Raw genomic sequence first — 23,867 nt, 5'->3', positions numbered from 1 at the left:
GCCTGAACATTAAATTTGCCAGTAATAGTACAAACATAAAAAATCCCGGTATTACCGGGATTTTTTATGTTTGTACTGAAAATCTAGTTTTGATAGAATGACTCTGCCGGCCAGCTATCATTAGAATAATCTACATCTGGTAAAATTTTATCAGGATCGATTTCTATGCTCTTTGGAGCTTTATCAGTTTCCACTAAATGACTCCAGCTATCACCACGTTGCCAGATTTCTACGGGAAGTGTTAACTCTTCTGTAGATCCATCCTGGTAAGTGATCTTCAATTTAACCGGCATTGGCACTTCTCCTTTATTCGCTAAATTGATAATAAATCCGCTTCCTTCTCTATTACCCTGCACGCCATCAATCGCCAGATCGATATTTCCCGTGCCGTAAAACCAGTTCCCAAAAAACCAGGATAAGTTCTCTCCACCTACATTTTCCATATGATTAAAGAAATCTTTGGGTTGAGGGTGCTTATATGCCCATGTTTTAATGTATGATTTAAAAGCATTATCAAACCTTTCGTGACCTAAAATATATTCCCTTAACATATATAATCCAACGGCTGGCTTATAGTAGGCTACCATCCCAAGGTTTCTAAGATTTGCAACATCTGGATACGTATCGATCCCCTCACGGGTTTCTGATTTAAACCAACCTGTCATATTTCTTGTTTTATTAAGGCTTGTGGGATACTCCCCAAACTCTTGCGTACTGTAATAGTTTATAAAAGTATTGAAACCTTCGTCCATCCATGCGTACCTTCTTTCGTTAGATCCAACGATCATTGGAAACCAGTTATGTCCAAATTCATGATCTGTAACTCCCCAAAGAGAGGCTCCTTTACTTTTCCAACTGCAAAAGTTAAGACCAGGATATTCCATTCCTCCAATTTCAGCAGCTACGTTAGTTGCTACCGGCCAGGGAAATTCAAACCACTTGTTTGAATAATTTTCGATAGAATGTTTGCTATATTCTGTAGATCTACCCCAGGCATCGGTACCCGCACTTTCTTTAGGATAAACAGATTGTGCTAAGATATCCTTCCCACTTGGCAAATCGATTTTTGCAGCATCCCAGATAAATGCTTTTGAAGAAGCAAAAGCAACATCATGCGAATTTTCCATTTTAAAACGCCAGGTAAGCGTACCTTCCTGTTTCGCTCTTAAAGAAGCATCTGTAATTTCATTTTCTCCAACGATAAACACAGTTTCATCACTTTTTCTGGCTTTATCCAGGCGATCTCTCATTTTAGAGGAAAGTACCTGACGTTCGTTTACTAATTCTCCAGAACCTACCACTATGTGATTCCACGGTGCTGTAATTTCATAATCAAAATCACCATACTCTAAATAGAATTCTCCGGCGCCAAGATATGGCTCCACATTCCAGCCTTCGATATCATCATAGACTGCCGGACGGGGATACCATTGTGCCATTGCGTAGATCGTACCGTCTTCTACATCTAATCTTCCCATACGATCCATTCCTTTTACCGGAATTTTGTATTTAAAATTCATCGAAATAGTTGCACTACCCCCATTCGCTTTAATTGGTTCTTCAAACCAAATCTGCATTCTGGTATCGTTAATGATATGTTTAGAAGAAGTACTTCTTCCAGTTTTAGCACTTAGATTAGAAATCTCGTATCCACCATCTACATCTCCGTTATATCGGTTACCACCAATTGGCGTGGTTAGATTACCTCGAGAGTTTTCTGTAAAACGGTTCTGTTCTAAATATAACCAAATAAAAGGTAATTCATCTGGACTATTATTGGTATACGACAGGGTAATTTCTCCACTTAAAGTATGTGCCTGATCATCTAAAGTTGCTTTAATTTTGTAATCGGCTTCATTTTGCCAATAATCTGGTCCTGGTACTCCAGAAGCCGACCGGTATCGATTACCGCTACGATCCATAAATTCATCAAAATCCTGCTGATTGCTCCCTACTACTTCCTGAGCCTGAGACAAAAAGCTAAAAGCTCCTGTGAAAGCTAAGGCCAGTACAGCCTTTGAAAAATATTTCATTTTTTAAATTTTTTATATAACTGCCGCTAATTTAAAGAAACTATTAAGAAAATTTTACTAAAACCTCAACTAAAATCAACAGGTAAATCGATTAACTTATTGATGCCAAAATTTGTTTTTTTGATGATCATCTTTCTATGGAATAAAAATTAGGAATTCAATTATTGTTTTGCGCTGCGATCGTACATGATAATGCTACCGGCTACAGAGACATTTAAACTTAAAGTAGATTTGAATTTTACCAAAAAATGTGACTTTTCAATGGCTTGTTTAGAGAGTCCATGATCTTCAGCTCCTAAAAGATATACACAACGGCGTGGGTGTTTGAAAGTTTCTAAAGGCTCCGCTCCCTCATCCAATTCAACTCCTACTAACATGGCACCTTTAGGTAAATGTGCATAAAAATCTTTAAAGTTTTCATAGTGAAAATACGGCATCGCACCAACCGCCTTATGGGTATCACAAGCTTGTTTTGCATAACGATTGCCTATGGTAAAAATAAAACTTGCCCCCATATTTTGGGCAGAACGCCATAGTACTCCTAAATTTTCCGGAGTTTTCCCATTCTGAATTCCAATACCGAAAAAGCCCTGCTCTAAGTTATCCACTTTCATGGTCGCAAGGTATCATTTTACAATTAATCTTGAAATTCTAAAATATTTGGTCGCAAACCTTATAATTTCAATAATGATACTAAACGAAATTATCGAATATTACTTCTTCTTTTCGAAACGATTTAAAAAGTTTTTAATAAGTAACTGCATACTTCCAAGTTCTTCCACAGGAGTATTAAGTACTCTCGATAATGAGAAAGGAATCCTTTTGGCCCTTGTTTTTAACGCTTTTCCTGTTTTAGTAATGTGTATCTTAGTCTCTAATGCATCTGGGGTTTGCTCCTTGATACTAATAAAATCTTTTTGCTGAAGCGAATTCAAAATAGGCATAAGACTTTCCTTATTCAAATAAAGTTGTCGGCGAATTTGCCCAATATTAACTTCCCTATTTTCCCATAACGTCAACATTACAAGGTATTCTGGATAACTTAATTGAAGTTTTGCCAATACAGGTTGGTAAAGTCTTGATATAATTCGAGTTGAACCGTAAACAGGAAAGCAAAGTTGCTCGTTTAAGGTAAGAGTAGATTTAGCTGTCATTTTATGCTATTTTAAAAGTTGTTGGATATCCTTTTCTATTTTCTCTGGTGAAGTTGTTGGTGCGTACCTTTTGTATGGCTCTCCATTAGGACCGATTAGGAATTTAGTAAAATTCCACTTAATTCTTTTCCCAAGTGTCCCAGGTAATCGTTGCTTTAAATACTTAAATAAAGGATGTGTTTCCTTACCGTTTACATTAATCTTTTGGGTTAATGTAAAGGTTACTCCGTGATTAAGCTTACAGGTTTCTGCCATGGTATCGTTAGATTCTGGCTCCTGCCCTGCAAATTGATTACATGGGAAGCCAAGTACTACCAAACCATCGTCCTTATATTGCTGATGTAACTTTTCAAGCCCTTCAAATTGTGGTGCAAGACCACATTTTGTAGCGGTGTTCACCACCAAAACCGGTCGATTTTTAAACTCTTTTAAATCAAGAGTTTTTCCATTGGCAGTACTTACTTCGAAATCATAAATTTTCATAGCAAAAACTTTCCCATTTTTCTTTTTCGAAATCAAATTTCCTTAATTTCAGTAGTAAAATACAAGAATCCTCATAAAATAAATTTATGAGGATATTATGCTTTTCTTCAATCAAATTTCCGAAAAAAAATTGATTAAATGTGAAAGAATTCAAATTAAATATCATTTTTAAAATTCAACCTAAAAAACTAATATTCAAAACAATAACTCTCCCTAAAATAAATTAAAAGCTACCTGAATCGCTCCATAGTCCTGCACCGTATTCCAGCTCGCTGTAGCAGAAACGGGAAGCGTAAATTTATCGAATAAATTAAGTTGCCTGTTATAGATTACGCCTATATTGGTGACTCCTGCTTCGTCTCCATAAAAATGGGCATCTTGTGGTGCAAAAGACCAAGAACCTCCCACTAATCCAGATAATGACCAGTTAGTCTCATTAAATATCACATAGCTGGCTTCCACATAATTAGAATAAGCATTTCTTAATTGTCCATTATCATTAATAAAAGTATCCCTACCCTGAACAATTGTACTCCAGGATAATTTTAAGGGTACATTCTGAAATTGATAAGCAAGTATAACGTCGATAAAATGTGAAGTAGTACTTCGATCATAGTCAAAGATTTTAGCATCTGGGTAATCACTGTAATTATTAATATCCCAAATAGAGAGGGACCAACCTTTATGCATAAAACTCACATAATAATCAAATTCGGTATAATCACCGTTAAATCCTCTACCACCCCAAAGTCCAGCCTTAAAAAAACCATTTTTTGAAGTATAATTAATATCGGCTGCCGTCATTGGCGCATCGGTAACATGCAAACCTTTCCAAAGGTGCATATTTTTAAGCTGTAGATTGAAATGAAATAATTTTGTATCGTCTTCAACTTCAGCTTCATTACGTTCTTCAATAATATTCTCCTCACTTACCTGAGCCTGAGAAATATTGCCTGCCAGCATCATAGCCAGCAGGCCTAGATAATGTATATTTTTCATTGACTTTTTACTTTCCTAAGATTAAAAACAATACCGCAGCAATGGCAGCCCCTATAATTGGGCCTACCACGGGGATCCATGCATACCCCCAACCATTGTCTGTTTTCCCCTTTATTGGTAAAAGGGCATGTACTATTCTGGGACCAAGATCACGAGCCGGGTTTATAGCATATCCTGTGGTTCCTCCAAGAGAAAGTCCTATGCCCCATACAATAAAAGAAACGGGAATTGCTCCAATAGCCCCCAGACCTACTTTAGTTGTTGCTCCTGACTGAGTTTCAAAAGATGCATCCGCAAAATAGAACACAGCGATAATCAAAACGAATGTTCCCAAAATCTCACTTATAAGATTCCTGAAAGTATTGGGTATTGCTGGAGCGGTACAAAAAACCGCCCGTTTTGCACCACCGTCCTCGGTAGCATCAAAGTGACTCTTGTACATTTGATAGACCAAGAACGATCCTATCATGGCTCCAATAAATTCGCCGGCTATATATATGGGTACATCTGCCCACGGAAACAAGCCTCCAATGGCAAGGCCTATTGTTACTGCAGGATTTAAATGTGCCCCACTGTAAGGACCTGCTACAACAACTCCTGCAAAAACAGCTAATCCCCATGCTGTAGTGATCACAATCCAATCACTACCCTGACCAATAGTTTTATTCAAGTTGACATTCGCAACTACCCCTCCCCCTAAAAGAATGAGTAGTGCAGTTCCTAAAATCTCTGCTATGAATGGTGTCATTACTTTTTAGATTAAAGTTTTGTCCATTGTTCTAAAGCCTTTACCGCCTTGTACCATCCTTTGATACCATCTTTAACGTCATCTTGATTTTCTGTGGGCTGAAATTCTTTTTCTACTTTCCAGATTTCTTCAATTTCTTCCATACTATCCCAATATCCTACGGCCAGACCAGCAAGATATGCAGCTCCCAGTGCGGTAGTCTCTGTAATTTCAGGACGTACGGTCTCTGTATTCAAAACATCACTTTGAAATTGCATAAGCATATCATTTACAGATGCTCCGCCATCTACCCTAAGTTGTTTTATATCAATACCACTATCGGCCTGCATTGCTTTTAAAATATCCATGGTCTGGTATGCTATTGCCTCTAAAGAAGCTCTTGCGATGTGAGCATCTGTGGTACCCCTGGTGATACCGAACATGGTTCCTTGTGCTTTTTGGTTCCAATGTGGAGCACCCAATCCTGAAAATGCCGGAATAAAATAAACCCCCTCAGTAGAATCTACAGAAGCTGCTAAATTTTCAACATCTGATGATCTTTTAATAATCCCCAGTCCATCGCGCAACCATTGTACAACTGCACCGGCGATAAAAATAGATCCCTCTAAACAATATTCAGTTTTTCCATTAATTCTCCAGGCTACAGAAGTTAAAAGGTTATTTTCTGAAACTATCGGTTCTTCCCCTATATTCATTAACATAAAGCATCCGGTGCCATAGGTGTTTTTAACCATTCCTTTTTTAGTACACATCTGACCAAATAAAGCGGCCATCTGATCACCAGCTATTCCGGCAATAGGGATTTTTGAGGCAAAAACGGTGGTTTTGGTATGCCCGTAAACTTCGCTGGAATCTTTAACTTCTGGTAACATACTTTTTGGCACATCAAAAATTTCCAAAAGTTCGTCGTCCCATTCCATTGTATTAATATTAAAGAACAGTGTACGGCAAGCATTCGTAACATCGGTAACGTGTAATTCTCCTTTTGTAAAATTCCAGATTAGCCAGGTATCAATAGTTCCCATAATCAGGTCGCCAGCTTCTGCTTTTTCACGAGCTCCTTCCACATTGTCCAAAATCCATTTTACTTTGGTTCCAGAAAAGTAAGAATCGATTACCAGTCCCGTTTTTTTCTTAATTAGCTCGGCTTTACCATTTTCCTTTAATTCATCACAATACTCCGAGGTTCTTTTATCCTGCCATACAATAGCATTATACACAGGATCCCCAGTATTTTTATCCCAAACTACAACGGTTTCGCGTTGATTTGTAATACCAATTCCTGCAATATTTTTTCCATTCATCCCATGCTTTGTGGTGGCCTCTGCGGCTACCCCGGCCTGTGTAGACCAAATTTCACTTGGGTCGTGCTCTACCCATCCCGGTTTTGGAAAATGCTGTGTAAATTCTTTTTGGGCCACCGAAACAATACTTCCCTTTTTGTCGAAAAGGATTGCGCGGGAGCTCGTAGTGCCCTGATCCAGAGCTAACATATACTGATCCATAACTACATGTATTTTAAGGATTTATAAAAAAATAAAATCTCTGGCTCCCGCATAAGCGAGAGCTATTTTGGTTAATAAATTGGTTACTATTATTTAAATGGTGTAATGCTTGGCTATCTCTTTAAAATCGGCTACTTGTTTCTCTTTCCATGCTTCATCCTTTTCAAGCTCTTTTGCTAATAAAGCAGCAACTTCTGGAGCAGATTCTATTGCGGCTTTAGCGTCCATAAACAACATTCTTACTCTTCTCGCCAACACATCGTCTACTGTTCTGGCTAACTCGTGCCTTGCTGCAAATACGACTTCCGCTTTTAGAAAATCTAACCTGGGGTGAAGTTTTTCTCCGAGGGAAGAATCCTCATTAATTAAATTTTGAATTTCTGGCTGGTCACTTCCGTAAATATACAAGTGATTTGAAAGATCGGGGTTTTCTTTAGCACCATGTATTTTAAGATCTGCAGTTTTACATTCTTTCTTTGGTAGTTTACCAAGTGAAATGGCTTTATTTACGGTGTCCTGAGCCATTCTTCTAAAAGTGGTCCATTTTCCACCTGTAATTGTAATCAAACCTGTTTCTGACACTAGTATTTTATGACTTCTTGAAATCTCTTTTGATTTTTCTGAACCATCTTTTGGTGCTGCTAACGGTCTTAAACCGGCGTATATACTGCGAACATCAGCCCTAGTTACTTTTTTCTCTAGATAATTATTGAAGGTTTCTAAAATAAATTCTATTTCCTTTTCTAGTGCTGAAGGTTCCAGACTATGTTCGTCTAACTGCGTATCTGTCGTTCCTACAATCACTTTATCATGCCACGGCACTGCAAAAAGCACACGACCATCTTCGGTTTTTGGAATCATAATAGCATCTTCGCCCGGCAGAAAAGATTTATCGAAAACAAGGTGTACACCCTGGCTAGGTTTAACCATGTTGCGGGCATTGGGATTTTCCATTTTTAGGATATCATCTGTGAATACACCGGTTGCATTAATTATAGCATCACCAAAAAATTGATAATCCTCACCAGTCTCCATATCCTTGGCAGATACTCCCTTAATTGCCTTATCTTCGATTATAAGGTTGTTTACTTTAAAATAATTTAGAACAGATGCACCGTGCTCAACACAAGTTTGAGCAACATTTACAGCCAAACGTGAATCATCAAACTGTCCATCCTGATAGACCACTCCGCCTCTTAATTTATCCTGGCGAATGGTTTTCACTCTTTTTAAAGTTTCTCCTTTATTAATATGGGTAGATTTCCCTAAACTAAGTTTACCAGCAAGAAAATCATAAGCTTTAAGCCCTATAGTGTAATAAATACCTTCGTACCACCTGTAATTAGGAATAACAAAGCTTTGGTTTTTGACTAAGTGTGGTGCATTTTTACTAAGCAGACCGCGTTCATATAAAGCTTCTTTAACAAGATCTATATTTCCCTGCGCTAAATATCTTACCCCTCCATGTACCAGTTTTGTACTACGACTGGAAGTTCCCTTTGCAAAATCTACCTGCTCCAGTAATAATGTTTTATAACCTCTGGTAACACTATCTAAAGCAACACCTAAACCTGTTGCTCCACCTCCAATTACAATAACATCCCATTTTTCAACAGATTTTACTGAATCGACTAGAGATTTTCTTGAGTATATATTTTTAGCAGCCATAATTTAGAATCTTCTAATTTTATGCTAAAATAATAAAATTTTATTAAAACGAAACATTTCGAAACAAAAAATTTACTTAAAGAAATCAAACGAAAGTGTTAACGAAACCTAAATATATATTTAAAGAGAGTTTTATTACGCTTACTTTCGTTTTTAAATTATAAATGAAAATATCAAATTTTATACATTTGTAAAGTCCATTATACTTGATCATGAAAAGACATCAGCTAATTTTAGATAAATTAAATCACGAACATCATGTAGAGGTTTCAGACCTTTGTGAGGAACTTAAAGTTTCAGCAGTTACTATTCGAAAAGATCTAAAACTACTAGAGGACAAAGGCTTATTATATAGGATCCATGGAGGAGCTTCTTTAGAAAATCCTTACATAAACGACAGACCTATAAATGAAAAAGAAAAAATTTCGGTTTCAGAGAAATCTGATATTTCTAAAAAGGCAGCAGAATTAATAAAAGATAATGATTCAATAATGATTGCTTCAGGAACAACTGTTCAGCAATTAGCAAGATCCATTACCAACAAAGGTTCGTTAAATGTTATTACTTCTTCTCTAAACGTGGCTTTAGAACTATTAAACCATCAAAACATACAGGTTATTCAACTTGGCGGAAATCTAAGACATTCCTCTTCTTCTGTAACTGGACATTATGCGCAACATATTTTAGAACATATCTCTTGCAGCCTATTATTTCTAGGTGTAGACGGAATCGATTTAGATTACGGTTGCACGACTACTAGTCTAGAAGAAGCCTTACTTAATCAAAAAATGATGGAAGCTTCACAACGAACAATAATCCTAGCAGATTCTTCTAAATTCGGTAAGAAAAGTTTCGGTCGTATTTGTGGCTTAGAACAAGTAGATCAAGTTATAACGGATAGTGGAATTTCACCTAACCTTGCTAAAAAAATCAAGGATTTAGGCGTAAAACTTAGTATTGTATAATCATTTTATAAAACAAATTTTACTTTCAAAAGAAGTTTCAAACTTTCATTCTTTCTATCTTTTCATTTAGCATTCTTCTAGCTTTAATTAAAAGCTAATATTCCTTTAAAAACTTCAAGGTCTGGAATTAAAACACTAATTTAATGCCAAGATTGTGAAGTAACCATCTTATAGATTTTAAGATAATTAATCTAAGTTGAGGTTAACCGCCTTCACTAACACTAACCAATTAATACCCTTATGAAGCAGGAAGTACAGCTTTATTCTTTATTTTCAGATTTCGACATTTCTCTATTTAAAGCAGGTAAACATTTCAGAATTTATGAAAAACTAGGATCACATATCCTTGAAATTAATGGCCAAAAAGGAACCTATTTTGCTGTTTGGGCGCCCTCTGCAAAAGAAGTCTCTGTAGTAGGGGACTTTAACTATTGGACCGATAATGAACATCAATTGTTTGTTCGCTGGGATAGTAGTGGTATCTGGGAAGGATTTATTCCTGGTGTTGGTAAAGGCTCCAGATACAAATATAAAATCACTAGTGCTATTGATAATATTAAGACTGAAAAAGCTGATCCTTATGCCCGAAAATGTGAACACCCACCGGCAACAGCTTCTATTGTTTGGGAAGATGATTATTCCTGGAAAGACAAAAAATGGCTAAACAGTAGGAAAACTAAAAATGCCTTGGATCAACCAATTTCTGTTTACGAAGTCCATTTAGCCAGTTGGAAACGAAAAAACGAAGAAAATAGATATCTTTCATATGTAGAGATGGCAGACGAACTGGTAAATTATGTAAAAGAAATGGGATATACCCATGTAGAATTTATGCCAGTAATGGAGTATCCTTATGATCCCTCCTGGGGCTATCAGGTAACAGGATATTACGCTCCTACATCAAGATTTGGCACCCCAGATGAATTTAAGTATTTGGTCGACGCTTTTCATCGTAAAAATATTGCGGTCATTATGGATTGGGTACCTTCTCACTTTCCGGAAGATGATCACGGTTTAGGTCGTTTTGACGGATCTCATCTATACGAACATCCCGATCATCGAAAAGGCTATCATCCAGATTGGAAAAGTCTTATTTTTAATTATGGACGTAACGAAGTACGTTCTTTTTTAATAAGTAATGCTATTTTTTGGATAGATCAATATCATATCGATGGATTACGGGTAGATGCCGTCGCATCGATGTTATATCTGGACTATTCTAGAGAAGAAGGGGAATGGGAACCAAATATTTTCGGTGGAAATGAAAATTTAGAAGCCATCTCTTTCCTGAAAGATCTAAATATGGAAATTTATCAAAGTTTTGAAGGGGTGCAAACCATCGCCGAAGAATCTACGGCTTATCACGGAGTTTCGAAACCTATTTATCTAGGAGGACTTGGTTTTGGTATGAAATGGATGATGGGTTGGATGCATGATACCTTAGAATATTTTAAAAAAGACAGTATTTACCGTCAATATCACCAAAATGATATTAGTTTTAGTCTAACCTATGCATTTAGTGAAAATTTTACGCTACCCTTAAGTCATGACGAAGTGGTTTATGGAAAAAAATCACTTTTAGGAAGAATGCCAGGTGACGAATGGCAGCGCTTTGCTAACCTTAGACTAATGTATGCCTACATGTACTCCCATCCCGGCAATAAATTGCTTTTTATGGGCGCTGACATTGGACAATACGAGGAATGGAATTACAATGGTAGTTTAGACTGGAATTTACTGGATTATCCTGTCCATAGCGGACTTAATAAGCTAGTAAAAGATCTTAATAGCATTTACAAAAAATATCCTGCTTTATACGAAAAGCAATTTAGCCCGGATGGTTTTGAGTGGATTTCTTACGACGATTCCCAAAATGCTATTCTATGTTATCTAAGAAAAGGCAGGGAATCAAAAAATGACCTTGTCATTATCTGTAATTTTACGCCAACTGTTTTAAATGATTACAGAATTGGTGTTCCGCGTGGAGGAAAATTAAAGGAGATATTAAACACCGATCATTCTAAATATGAAGGCTCTGGTGTTAGAAACAACAAATTAACTATACAAAATCAGGCATTCCACGGTAGAGATTATTCCGTCGCTTTAAGGCTACCGCCATTAGGCGCTGTTTTTTTTAGCATAGAATAGAATAATCCCCTTAACAATGTACTTAATACCTAGAATATGATTACAAATACAGAATTAGAAAAGAAAGGAAACCTATTCCCCACTAAACTGGTTTCTTATGAACAAAACGGAGATTCTATTTGTTTTACTTCTGAAAACGCTGTACAACTAATAATCACCGTAGTACGGGATAGCATGCTAAGGTTTAGATATGCTACAGACGGAATTTTTGAAAAAGATTTCTCTTATGCAATCGACGAAGATCAACCCCATGGCTACTCGGTGATGGATATTACAGAAGATGACGAATTTATTTGGATCATTACCGAACAAATAAAATGTAGAATTACCAGAAAAGATATGAGAACCGCCTTGTTTGACATTGAGGATCAACTTATCTTACAGGACGAACTTGGTTTTCACTGGGAAGAAAGCTTTGAGTTTGGCGGCAACTATGTAAAAATGAGTAAAACTACCGTAGATGGTGAAAACTTTTACGGCCTTGGCGATAAACCTACAAGTTTTAATCTTAAAGGGAAAAGAATAAGTAACTGGAACACCGATCAGTACGCTTTTAGCAAAGACCTTGACGAATTATACAAAGCCATTCCTTTTTATATTGGTCTTCATAGCGCCAAAGCCTACGGAATTTTCTTTGATAATACTTTTAAAACGCATTTTGACTTTTGCCATGAGCGAAGGCATGTAACCAGTTTTTGGGCAGATGGGGGTGAAATGAATTATTATTTTATCTATGGACCAAAAATCGCCGATGTCGTTACCAAATATACCAACCTTACCGGAAGACCAGAGCTACCACCAATGTGGGCGCTTGGATATCATCAAAGTAAGTGGAGCTATTATCCTGAAGCCAAAGTAAAAGAACTGGCTGCTAATTTTAGGGATAATAAATTTCCATGTGATGCTTTGTATTTAGATATTGATTACATGGATGGATTCCGATGTTTCACCTGGAATAAAGACTATTTTCCAGAACCTAAAAGAATGGTGGAGGAACTGGAGCGGGACGGGTTTAAAACAGTTGCCATTATCGATCCAGGGATCAAAATTGACAATAAATACGAAATTTTTAAAGACGGCCTGGAAAAGGATTATTTCTGTAAACGCGCCGACGGCCCTTATATGCAAGGAAAAGTATGGCCGGGAAATTGCGTATTTCCCGATTTTACAAATCCTAAAGCAAGAGAATGGTGGGCAGATCACTATAAAACTTTAATTGCAGAAATTGGTATTAAAGGCATATGGAATGATATGAATGAACCAGCCGTCATGGAAGTACCAGGAAAAACATTTCCCTTAGACGTAAGGCACGATTACGATGGCAATAGATGCAGCCACCGTAAAGCGCATAATGTATACGGAATGCAAATGGCCAGAGCTACTTATGAAGGGGTTAAAAAATATATTTTCCCTAAACGGCCATTCACCATTACCAGGGCAAGTTATTCTGGCGGGCAACGCTTTAGCTCTACATGGACGGGAGATAACCTGGCGAGTTGGGAACATTTATGGCTTGCTAACATTCAAATTCAGCGATTAGGAATGAGCGGATTTAGTTTTGCCGGTACCGATATTGGTGGTTTTGCAGATCAGCCTACGGGCGAATTATTTACAAGGTGGATACAACTCGGCGTTTTTCATCCGTTTTGTCGTGTACACTCATCAGGCGATCACGGGGAACAGGAACCCTGGTATTTTGGAGAAGAAGTACTGGAGATTACTCGTAAATTTGTAGAATTACGCTATCAGTTACTTCCGTATTTATATACTGCATTTTATCAATACTGTAAAGATAACATCCCTATTCTTAAGCCTTTAGTGTATTTTGATCAGGCAGATATCCAAACGCATTACAGATCAGATGAATTTATCTTTGGTGAACATTTCCTGGTTTGTCCAATACAAGAACCTAATGTACAGGGAAGAAGGATGTACATTCCACGAGGAAATTGGTACAACTTCTGGAACGACACTGTTATAGAAGGTGGCAAAGAACTTTGGGTAGATGCACCTTTAGACAGTATGCCCATATTCGTAAAAGAAGGAGCGATAATTCCTAAATATCCAGTGCAGCAGTATGTAGACGAATTAGAGATCGAAGAACTGAGATTAGATGTTTATTATAAAAACGGAAAACAAAATTCTATTTACTACGAAGATGATCATGATGGTTATGATTATAAAATGGGACTTTTTAATTTAAGAACCTTCAAACTTACTGGAAAAACAAAAGAGATTATTGTTCAGCAACACGTTGCCGGCACCTACGAATCGAATCTTAAAACCATGAAAATTAAATTTCACGGATTACCTTTCGAAATTACATCGGCCAGCGTAAATAATGAGAATGTAAGCCTGGAAAGCATTGGCTACGATAAAGAAAGTAACACCATTATTTTACAGGAAAATTTCACCGATTTACACTTAATTAGCGAATAATAATTTTGAAGAGCTTTGTAAAAAGATCTCCAAAACAAAAACAAAAAAACGGATTGGCTTGACCTCGTCCCCACCAATCCGTTTTTTTTAGTGTAAATCAATCATCTAGAGACAGCCTCAAAAGGTATCTGACGAAAACAGATTAAACGATTTGAAACCAGACTCGGGGAATTAAAACCTCAGTGAGGAATTAAACTCTCTTTTTAAGGGGCAAAAAAGTGTGTTTTCGTTAATTCTCTATCAAATAATGATACTGTAATTCATAGGGTGTGTGGCTCATTAATTCAATAAAGAAAATCTGCTTATTATGATAGTTATCCAGGGTAAATTTCTCTATCGATTTACTACATAAACAAAGCGCATTTGCCATCGTTATCTCTCCCGCTCTTCTCGCTTCTTTATCGATATAAGCTTTAACGATTTTATGATGGTAAATAATCCCCGGGGTCTTTTCCGGGTCTTTAGCCCTGGCATAAATTTCTTGCATATTTTCAGCATCACAACAGTTTACAAACTGCTCTTTGCTATAAACTTCAATTGTCACATCAATCAATTTGCCTTTTGTATTTTCAATTGTAACGTTCATTTTGATCATTTTTGATATTCTAAAATTAGATACAAAAAGCAGCAAAATCTGAAGATTTCGATGGATATACTCTTATCTATCGACTAATGGAAATTCTAAAAAGTTGGATTGACTTATTTTTAGGCGGCTTTTTGATTGAAATTCTTATTTTTACCATCAAATTTTACAAGATGTCCAAAGGCTTTATCGCAGAAGGCGAAAAATATATTCAGGAAGAAAACTTTATTGAAGCAGTCACTATAGATTGTGTGGTATTTGGATTTAATGAAGGGAAAATGGAAGTACTCCTGGTAAAACATGCTGAAGGAATTAGTAAGGATAAATGGGGATTACCCGGAGGATGGATTACCGAAAAGGAATCTATAGACGATTCTGCCAAACGTGTGTTAAGGGATCTAACCGGACTCGACAATATTTTTCTGGAACAATTACAGGCTTTTGGTGAACCTAATCGTTTTCCTGCCAGCCGCGTAATTACTATTGGGTATTACGCACTGGTGAAAAGTGAAGATTACGAAATTGCTGCCGGTTTTACTGCATCTGAAGCTAAATGGTTTTTGGTTGAAGCATTACCAGAGCTTATTTATGACCATAAAATGATTTTTGAAGCGGCACAGGAAAAACTTAGAAACCGCGTGCGCCAGGCACCCATTGGTTTTAATTTACTACCCGAAAAATTTACGCTTCTTGAATTAATGCATCTATATGAAGAAATCCTGGATGTAAAAATGGATAAACCAAACTTTCGCAGAAAATTTTTAAAAATGAAACTATTGGTAGACATTGGTGAAAAGCAAAAAGATGTATCGCACCGTGCGGCCAAACTTTACAGCTTTGACGAAGAGGTTTATCAAAAACTAACTAAAAAAGGGTTTACTTTTGAGTTTTAAAGTTTAAAGTTTGATCGTTTAAAGTTAGTTCCTCAAGAAATCTTTATTCCGGTATTTTTGTCACTTCCATGGCGGCCTCACCAGTAAGACTTAAGTAAATATAAACTTCTTGCGGCGCGAATTCAAAATGAGATATGTTAAGCTGATCGAGCTGCGCATCCACCAGTAATCCTTCAGCCGGTTGATCATTCTCTCTAAGCTTGGTATTGATTTTATCTAGTTCCTGCTTTAATTTTTCTGAAAGGTTTTGCCGGGATTTCTGTAATACTTTTTTCTGAAGAAATTTATTCAAAATTACCTGAACAATCTTATTCATTATTCTATTCTGATTCTCACCTACAGCTTCGTAATCTTCAAGCGAAAATTGATTGGTTACCGGATCAAAATTAAACTTAAGGTGAATTTTAAGCTCTAATTCTTTATTTTTAAATAAAAATGTTTTAGCCTTTAATCGTAAACCCAGCGTGATATCGTAATCAACTTCAGGATTTTTTTCTAACCAGGCAAATTTCACCTCGGCATATTCTGCCATTCCATTTTCCTCCCCATCATCTTCCTGTAATTTCTCTTCGATCACCTTTTCTAAAACAGCATAAGGTAATTTTACAGGAATATTCAGGATTAATCCTTTTTGGTAATCTTCATTCATAATTTTCTGGCTTTATTTTAAAGGTATAAAAGAAAAAATACCGTCAATCTAATATTAGGTTAAAATTGAATCAAAATTCCTCTAATATCGACTAATAATGTCTTGATGGCTTAGCGTAAAATTTCGTACGAAGCCAAAAAGAGACTCTTACTAAAAGGATAAGTGCCGGTACCTCTATTAAGGGTCCTACGATCCCCACAAAAGCCTGCCCAGAGTTTAATCCAAATACTGCTATAGCTACTGCTATGGCAAGCTCAAAATTATTCCCTGCTGCGGTAAAAGAAATTGCAGCATTTTCATCATATTTTGCTCCTGCCCACTTACTGGCTATAAATCCGATTAAAAACATCAAAGCAAAATAAATCAACAAAGGAATAGCAATAAATACAACGTCCTTAGGTATTTCTACAATTAAATTTCCTTTTAAACTAAACATCACCACAATGGTAAGAAGTAGGGCGATTAATGTGATTTTGGATATTTTGGGAATAAATTTTTCTGTATACCATTTTTCCCCTTTTAGTTTCACGAAAAGTAACCTACTTGCAATTCCCATTAAAAAAGGAATACCCAAATAAATCGCCACACTCTCTGCAATAGTTGCTATAGAAATATCGACTATGCTTCCCTGATACCCAAAGTACGGCGGAAGTTTTGTAATAAATAACCAGGCATAAAAAGAATAGCCAAAAACCTGAAATATACTGTTTAGTGCTACCAGTCCTGCTCCATATTCCTTACTTCCCCCGGCAAGATCGTTCCACACTAAAACCATGGCGATACAACGTGCAAGACCTATCAAAATTAGGCCGGTCATATATTCAGGATGATCTCCCAAAAATAAAAGTGCCAGGAAAAACATTAAAATGGGACCAATAATCCAGTTTAAAACCACAGATATGCTTAGCACCTTTACATTATGAAACACCGTGGGAAGCATTTTATAATCTACTTTGGCTAATGGAGGGTACATCATTAAAATTAGTCCTATAGCAATAGGAATATTAGTAGATCCAGAGCTGTAGGAATTTATAAATTTGGGCACAGCAGGAAAATAATACCCCAAGCCTACCCCTACTGCCATGGCAATAAAAATCCATAGTGTAAGATAACTGTCCAGGAAACTCAGTTTCTTTTTCATCATTTATTACTTTGAAAGTTCTTTTGCTTTGCTGAATACATAAAGAAGGTCTGTAGCGATTTCTTTACTTTTCTCCTGATATTTCTCTAGTTCCCGTGGTGTACCATCACTTATTTTAGGGTCTTCAAACGTAAAAGAGATTCGGGCTTCAGCTCCGGGAACAAAGGGACAGGCTTCATTGGCCTGCGAGCAGGTCATTACCGCTGCAAAATTGGTCTTTGGATTAAAGGGATGATCGTAAACCTTAGAGAAACATACAATCGGCGGAGCATCGTCTGCATACTTTAAAAATGATACTGGGTTTTCATTCTCTGAAAGCCGCCCTAAAGAAAAACCTACACTTTGAAAAGCTTTTAATACGGAAGGATATACCGCTGTAGCCTCAGTTCCGCCAGAATACGATTTAATAGTTTTAATCCCTAAAAATTCGGCTATGGTTTGAGCCCATATCTGCGAAAAATGACTTCTCCTGGAATTATGTGTACAGATAAAATTAAGGTTAACCGTTTCTTTACTTTTAAGCTTTTGAGCAATAAAACCAATAAAATCTTCTAAGTTTATTTTACGATCTTCACTAATTTTAGTGATGTCTAAATTTTCAATAAATTGTTGAATAGAACGATACATCTCTTAGTAAATTAAATTTAACAACATCCAGATCCAGGCGTACAAGAATTATTTGCGCTAGCGGTAAGGCTTTTTAAACTCTTTTTAGTTTTTACTGAAGTATTTTGTGGAATCCCGCATTGATCCTGGGCAAGACAGGTGGTAAATTTATTAATCAGTAAAAAATGATCTCCATCAAATGCAAGATCATACTTCTCTACAGTACTTCCCTGATATTCCACCTCTATTTCTGAGTCTTTATCTAAATGCAAAACTTTTTCTGAAAGCTCTATAATCGAAAGTAATTTCTCTGGATGTAAACGGTGATCATAATCATTGGCTTCCCACAATTGAAAGCTTGCCTTAGACTCGTATCTAAGCGTCCCCCCGCAATCAATAAATTTCTTTTCTATCCCACCTATTTCAGTGACGTGAAAATGGGAAGGCACTAAACGACCATCAGGCAACTCAAAAACTATCGTTTCCTTTTCCTTTAGAATGTGTTTTATTTCAGACAATTTCATCAATAATAATTTTATATCGCAATATTACGATTAATTTTATTGCAATATTACGATAATATAGTTGATTTTAAAAAAATAGGTGTTAAGACATCTAATTAATAGATGTCGTCAATTCTCACTAATCTCTTCGCAACTGATTTCTTAAATTTTTTCATCGGGAAAAAAGCAATCGTGTAGCATCTTATACAAATCGGGATGCTTACGTTGCATAAGACCAGGATTTTCGAAGAAATACTCACTTGCCGTCGCCAGAAATTCTGCTTCATTAGTACCACCATAATTCCGAATATCTGATTTGTGTGCATTGATGGCTTCCATTTCCTTATGTACCATTTTAAGCCACGGAATGATATAAGCCTGTTTTAGCAATCGTTCTGGTACACCATCCGTTACTCCATCCACTTTATCTATTAAGTGAACAAATTCATGAATCCCGGTATTTAAAAGATCATTATGCCTATCAAAACCTTCATGTAAGGCACGTCGAGAAAGAATCATTTGATGCTCAAACCTGCCATTACCTACAAGTCCCATCACAATTTTATCTTCACCACTATTTTCGAAAATAAGATTTTTATCAAAATGATCCGGATACAAAATTACCGTGCTTAGATTGGAGTATCGCCAGTTTTTAAAACCGAAAACCGGAATAACAGCACTTGAAGCGACCAATAAGCGATCCAGATCTTCTAATTGAAAAGATACACTCTCGATGTAAACTTCACTTAGAAATAGCATGATACGCTGCTGAAATCTTTTTTGTTCCTCCGCATTCAATTCAGCATAAAACTTTACATGGTCTACAAGTAACAGATGCCAGTTTGCCGGAAATGGATCGATTTTCTTTTTCTTCTTCTTTATGATCATAAAGATTACCACACCTGCAATGACTAACAAAACCAGGACACCTTGTAAAAGTTTATTCATCGTCTATTTAAATTTGAAAAAATTCTGCTTAAAAATATCGAAAAATAATGCTATACCTTCTCTAAACCTGTAAATGTTTTTTACGATAATTACTTGGTGTCATTCCATACAAATCCTTAAACTTTGTCGAGAACTTTGATGTACTGGTAAAACCTACAGCGTAAGCAACCTCAGAAATATTTGTGGTACTTGAGATGATTAAATTTGCCGCCTGCTTAAGTCTGATATTTGTAATCAATTCGCCGGCTGACTGGTTGGTGAGTTGTTTTAATTTTCGGTATAAATGAACACGGCTAATCCCTAGCCCTCCAGCCAGCATTTCGACATTTAACTCTGAATTACTTATGTTTTTATTCACTACCTCCATAAATTTTTCTAAGAGCACCTGATCTCCAGATTTCAATTCTATTTTCTTAATCTTATCTTCCTGTAATTGATTTCCGGTATATGTATTTTTTAGTAAAACCCTGTTTTTAATTAGATTTCTTACTGTTTTCCTTAGAATCTCGATGTTAAAAGGCTTATTGATATACGCATCTACACCAATTTCCAAACCTTCGATATTGGTTTCTCTATCAGTTTTACCGGTTAAAAGGATAACAGGAACATGATTTATATAAATATTTTTTTTGATTTTTCTAGTAAAGGAAATACCGTCCATTTCAGGCATTACAACATCACTAATTATTAAATCTGGTGGATTTTTAGCTACTTCAGGAAAAGCCGTTTTCGCACTGGAGAATGTTTTAATATTATATGAGATTTTTAATTCGGAAGCAATATAATTCCTGATCTCTGCATCATCATCGACAATAAAAATGGTAGGGATTTCTTTTTTAGAAGTTGCATCTTCTATGTTTTCTTCAGGGGCGATATATGAAACACTTTCTCTATAAGAAACATTTTCTATACTAATTTCTGATTCTGAAAAAATATTGTCTTCATTTAAATGATCTTTCCCCAGCGGAGCAGTAATTACAAAAGTACAACCAGACTGATCTGAATTATTTTTTGCGCTTACCGTACCATGATGAAGTTCTGCTATAGATTTTGTGAGATGCAAGCCTATACCCGTACCTTCAAACTGCCTTTGATTATCTCCTGAACTTCGATAGAATCGATTAAAAATGTTTTTGATGTCTTTTTCTTTTATACCAATACCATTATCTTTAATCGAAATTTCAAAACGATTCCATTGTTCATTCGTGCAAATCTTCACCTGTATACTACCACCATGTGGACTAAACTTTATGGCATTAGAAACAAGATTTTGAATAACCTTATCAAAATGTCTTGGATCGATATAAGCGTATAGTTCTTCTTCACTATGAAGGATTTCAAAATCAATACGCCTGCTCTCTATCTGATCTTCAAATAGAGCTACAATATTTTTAATAAAACTAATAATCTCGGTTTTCCTGAATTTCAATACAATTTTTCCCTGATCAAATTTACGAGCATTAATAAGCTGATTTAAAAGATGGAGCATTCTTTCTGAATTTCGCTCCATTACCTTATATAATTTTTGCCGATCTTCACTTAAATCGGTTTTAATCAACCTGTTTAACGGATTAATAATTAAAGTAATTGGCGTTTTTAAATCATGTGAAATGTTGGTTAAAAATTGCAGTTTTGCTTCATTAATTTGCTCAGAATGCTTGTGCTCCAACAACTTTTTCTTCGTACTTTGTCTATTCTTAATGATTTGAATAACTACATAAGTAAGCCCCATAAATAATAGAAAATAACCAATTTTTGCCCAGCTGGAGAGATACCATGGCGAATGAATAATTATCGTTAATTCTTTTTCACCCGAGTAATCGTCAATATCTTTTGCCTTTACTCTAAAAGTATAATTACCCGGCTCTAAATTATTAAAGGTAACGGTATTTATGCCGGGCCGTAACTTTATCCATCTTTCCGAATTTAAAGCATAAGCGTAGGTGATCCATTCCTGGTGGCGGAAAGTAAAAGAAGAAAATTCAATACTAAAATCATTATCCCGATAATTCAGCTCAATAGTATCTGCTTCAATTATCGGTTTATCTATAATCGAGAATTTACCAGATTTCATTCCCTTTTTTATAGGTTGATCCTGAATATAAAATCCGGTAATCCTCAAATCGAGTTCGCTGCCCGATGCTTTTATTTCTGAAGGTTGAAAATAAGTAACCCCATTGGTATTGCCGAAGTATAGTTTCCCTTCCTCGTCAAAAAATGAAGCACTCTTATTAAACTCATTCCCCTGAAGCCCATCTCTAAAATAATAGTTTTTAAATTCTCCCGTATTTTTTTCGAGCTTCGCTATTCCGTGATTCGTACTTATCCATAAGTTTTTATCCAAATCTTGTTCTATAGCGCAAATTACGTTGCTGGGCAAACCATCTGTAGTATGGTAAACTTTTGTAATTGTATCATTTTTGGGTTTAAAATATAAACCTTCAGAAGTACCTATCCACAAATTATCACTTTCATCCTCAAAAAGATTATAAATGATTTTGTTTCGTAAAATATGATCTTCTCCTTCTTTATTTTTAAAGGTATTTTTTTGGATATCTAAAGTAGTTAGTCCATCATAAGTTCCTATATACAGCTTTTTAGTATTAGAATATAAAAGACAATTAATCCATCTATTTTGAATCCTTTCCGATTGTTGATTATCTAAAACGTTATAGTCTTCAAATATTTTTTTATCAAGATTGTATTTAAAAAGGCCGTAGCCTAAAGAAGCTATCCAGATGTTTTGTTCTTTGTCTTCAATGATGTCATAAATACGCGCGATCCTATTGCCTTCCTCATCTTTAAAATCATTTATAAAATCGAGTTTGTTTGTTTTTCGATTTAGTTTTGCGAGACCTTTTAGATATGTACCTACCCATACCTGATTGTTAGAGTCTTCAAACAAACTCATCACACTAACCGAACCTTGTTTTCTTTCCGTTGCAATATGATGTGTTTGTTCTTTATCTTTATTAATGCCATACAATCCATCTCCATCTGTTCCTACCCATAACACACCTTCATTATCCCTAATGATCGAAGTGATACTATTAGATCCTATTATATTGTTTTTGACAGACTGGTAACCAATATAATCAAAATTATTAGCCTTATCAGGAACCAGTAAAGCCCCTTTCTGATAAATACCTAACCAAAAATTGTTAGCATCATCCTGAATTATAGAGTGAATCTTGGTTTTTGTAAAATCAAAATTGGCAATACTAAAATCATTTTCCCGTATCTTATTTGTCGCTGGATCGTATAACCAAAGTCCTTTTCCATCAGTTCCCACCATCACCTCTGCCTTAGCATTTACAGACAAGGATTTTACAGGAAGCTTTTGGGAGTCTCCTATCTGTATAAATGTATCTTTTTTACGGTTATACTTAAAGAGTCCTTGAGTTAAACTTCCTACATATAGATCATTGTTTTCACCCTCTTCGATAGAGGATAAAGAGGTTTCAAGATCACCATTCTTAAAATATGTTTTTATCTGATTATTACTATTAATCTTATACAATCCATGTGATTGATTTAATACCCATAGATCACCATTAGCATCTTCAAAAATCTTTTCGAAATATTGATCTGGCAATAGATTAGGAAGTTGTATGGCTGCCAGACCTTCTCCATCCTTTTCAATTTTAAGAATTCCCTGCCCAGAGGTAGTTAGGAGAATATCACCATTCTGCCTTTGTACAAATGAGGTAACATGAGATCGATATAAATAATGATCTCCAATATAAATAGGAATATAATGAAACTCCTCAGTAGCGTAATCGTAATACTGCAGTCCGTTAAAAAAACCGAAATACAGTCTACCGGCTTTATCCTGAAATATACTTTTTACATAGTTATTTAAAATTGATGTAGAGTCTCTCTCATTTTGCTTATAAATAGTAACCTTGGCACCATCGTATCTATTTAATCCATCCTCAGTAGCTATCCACAAATAACCTTTATTGTCCTGGTAAATTTGATTAATCAGACTACTGGAGATTTCTGAATCTGTTGTAAAAAGCTTACCTACCTGTGCCTCCCCGGCAAAATGAGTGAAGTAAACAAGTAAAAGAATTAAAAATTCTCTTATGAAAGAAAATAACTGGATAATGGGTTTGTCATACAACCTCATTTTAAAAAAGTTTGAAACTAAAAAATCACCTTAAAAACCGAAAACAACTTATAGTTGTAGTTTCATCGACTACAAGTTAACAAAATTTAATTATACTTCAATATTTTTATTTAGAATAAACAATTTAGCAAATAAATAAACTGTCATTTATTAAATTACCAAAAACCAAGAATTATAAAAAATACTATTAAGAAGACAACCGGACCATTATGAGTAAATAATATAAACTAAAAATGATTTACCCGAAGGATCCGAATTGTCTGGAGGAAA

The 23,867-nt window shown here is 35.7% G+C and carries 19 protein-coding genes; 4 read left to right on the top strand and 15 right to left on the bottom strand.

All coding sequences use genetic code 11. From position 1 onward, the window contains the following. Positions 1-83: 83 nt before the first annotated feature. The 8 genes from ZPR_RS03725 to ZPR_RS03685 all read right to left on the bottom strand — a co-directional run bounded on the left by ZPR_RS03725 (position 84) and on the right by ZPR_RS03685 (position 8,590). Positions 84-2,033, bottom strand: coding sequence for a M1 family metallopeptidase (locus tag ZPR_RS03725; protein WP_013070276.1), 1,950 nt, complete (start codon positions 2,031-2,033; stop codon positions 84-86). Between the two features lie 161 nt (positions 2,034-2,194). Next, complete coding sequence (locus tag ZPR_RS03720; RefSeq protein ID WP_013070275.1) at positions 2,195-2,647, bottom strand: RNA methyltransferase; 453 nt, start codon at positions 2,645-2,647, stop codon at positions 2,195-2,197. A gap of 99 nt (positions 2,648-2,746) precedes the next feature. After that, positions 2,747-3,187: a MarR family winged helix-turn-helix transcriptional regulator gene (locus ZPR_RS03715; protein ID WP_013070274.1), complete on the bottom strand. Its 441-nt coding sequence runs from the start codon at positions 3,185-3,187 to the stop codon at positions 2,747-2,749. Positions 3,188-3,193: 6 nt separating this feature from the next. Beyond that, the gene (locus tag ZPR_RS03710; protein WP_013070273.1) at positions 3,194-3,670 is read right to left on the bottom strand and encodes a glutathione peroxidase; all 477 of its coding nucleotides are present in this window, start codon (positions 3,668-3,670) and stop codon (positions 3,194-3,196) included. Positions 3,671-3,883: 213 nt separating this feature from the next. Continuing rightward, positions 3,884-4,669, bottom strand: coding sequence for a hypothetical protein (locus ZPR_RS03700; protein ID WP_013070271.1), 786 nt, complete (start codon positions 4,667-4,669; stop codon positions 3,884-3,886). Positions 4,670-4,676: 7 nt separating this feature from the next. Then, positions 4,677-5,417: an MIP/aquaporin family protein gene (locus ZPR_RS03695; protein ID WP_013070270.1), complete on the bottom strand. Its 741-nt coding sequence runs from the start codon at positions 5,415-5,417 to the stop codon at positions 4,677-4,679. A gap of 11 nt (positions 5,418-5,428) precedes the next feature. Beyond that, entirely contained in the window at positions 5,429-6,922 is a 1,494-nt protein-coding gene (gene glpK / locus ZPR_RS03690) for a glycerol kinase GlpK (protein ID WP_013070269.1), read from the bottom strand. Between the two features lie 93 nt (positions 6,923-7,015). Continuing rightward, positions 7,016-8,590, bottom strand: coding sequence for a glycerol-3-phosphate dehydrogenase/oxidase (locus ZPR_RS03685; protein ID WP_013070268.1), 1,575 nt, complete (start codon positions 8,588-8,590; stop codon positions 7,016-7,018). Between the two features lie 212 nt (positions 8,591-8,802). Between ZPR_RS03685 and ZPR_RS03680 the strand changes: the two genes are divergently transcribed. The 3 genes from ZPR_RS03680 to ZPR_RS03670 all read left to right on the top strand — a co-directional run bounded on the left by ZPR_RS03680 (position 8,803) and on the right by ZPR_RS03670 (position 14,142). Beyond that, positions 8,803-9,555 (top strand): DeoR/GlpR family DNA-binding transcription regulator, encoded by a 753-nt coding sequence (locus ZPR_RS03680; protein ID WP_013070267.1) that lies wholly within the window; start codon positions 8,803-8,805, stop codon positions 9,553-9,555. 240 nt (positions 9,556-9,795) lie between these two features. After that, positions 9,796-11,703 carry a 1,4-alpha-glucan branching protein GlgB gene (gene glgB, locus ZPR_RS03675; RefSeq protein WP_013070266.1) on the top strand — a complete coding sequence of 636 codons (1,908 nt, stop codon included), beginning with the start codon at positions 9,796-9,798 and terminating at the stop codon, positions 11,701-11,703. A 36-nt stretch (positions 11,704-11,739) separates the two neighbouring features. Beyond that, positions 11,740-14,142: a glycoside hydrolase family 31 protein gene (locus ZPR_RS03670; protein ID WP_013070265.1), complete on the top strand. Its 2,403-nt coding sequence runs from the start codon at positions 11,740-11,742 to the stop codon at positions 14,140-14,142. Between the two features lie 229 nt (positions 14,143-14,371). Here ZPR_RS03670 and ZPR_RS03665 read toward each other — a convergent pair whose 3' ends face one another. Further along, complete coding sequence (locus ZPR_RS03665; protein ID WP_148211649.1) at positions 14,372-14,728, bottom strand: hypothetical protein; 357 nt, start codon at positions 14,726-14,728, stop codon at positions 14,372-14,374. A 170-nt stretch (positions 14,729-14,898) separates the two neighbouring features. Here ZPR_RS03665 and ZPR_RS03660 point away from each other — a divergent pair, with 170 nt between their 5' ends. Beyond that, a complete protein-coding gene (locus ZPR_RS03660; RefSeq protein ID WP_041579591.1) occupies positions 14,899-15,618 on the top strand; it encodes an NUDIX hydrolase in 720 nt (239 codons plus the stop codon). A gap of 43 nt (positions 15,619-15,661) precedes the next feature. Here the strand turns inward: ZPR_RS03660 and ZPR_RS03655 are convergent, their stop codons facing one another. The 6 genes from ZPR_RS03655 to ZPR_RS03630 form a co-directional block, all read right to left on the bottom strand. Then, the gene (locus ZPR_RS03655; RefSeq protein WP_013070262.1) at positions 15,662-16,267 is read right to left on the bottom strand and encodes a DUF4403 family protein; all 606 of its coding nucleotides are present in this window, start codon (positions 16,265-16,267) and stop codon (positions 15,662-15,664) included. A 91-nt stretch (positions 16,268-16,358) separates the two neighbouring features. Next, a complete protein-coding gene (gene arsB / locus ZPR_RS03650) occupies positions 16,359-17,411 on the bottom strand; it encodes an ACR3 family arsenite efflux transporter (protein ID WP_013070261.1) in 1,053 nt (350 codons plus the stop codon). A 3-nt stretch (positions 17,412-17,414) separates the two neighbouring features. Next, positions 17,415-18,035, bottom strand: coding sequence for a low molecular weight phosphatase family protein (locus ZPR_RS03645; protein WP_013070260.1), 621 nt, complete (start codon positions 18,033-18,035; stop codon positions 17,415-17,417). A gap of 17 nt (positions 18,036-18,052) precedes the next feature. Then, positions 18,053-18,538 carry a DUF6428 family protein gene (locus ZPR_RS03640; protein WP_013070259.1) on the bottom strand — a complete coding sequence of 162 codons (486 nt, stop codon included), beginning with the start codon at positions 18,536-18,538 and terminating at the stop codon, positions 18,053-18,055. A 141-nt stretch (positions 18,539-18,679) separates the two neighbouring features. Continuing rightward, positions 18,680-19,465, bottom strand: coding sequence for a M90 family metallopeptidase (locus ZPR_RS03635; RefSeq protein ID WP_013070258.1), 786 nt, complete (start codon positions 19,463-19,465; stop codon positions 18,680-18,682). Between the two features lie 61 nt (positions 19,466-19,526). Continuing rightward, on the bottom strand, positions 19,527-23,597 hold the full coding sequence (locus ZPR_RS03630) for a hybrid sensor histidine kinase/response regulator transcription factor (RefSeq protein ID WP_013070257.1): 4,071 nt from the start codon (positions 23,595-23,597) through the stop codon (positions 19,527-19,529). Positions 23,598-23,867 lie beyond the last annotated feature (270 nt).

The organism is Zunongwangia profunda SM-A87 (assembly GCF_000023465.1).
Lineage (GTDB): Bacteria > Bacteroidota > Bacteroidia > Flavobacteriales > Flavobacteriaceae > Zunongwangia > Zunongwangia profunda.
Note: the sequence above shows the minus strand (reverse complement) of the source record. Positions and strands in the feature narration are given on the sequence as shown.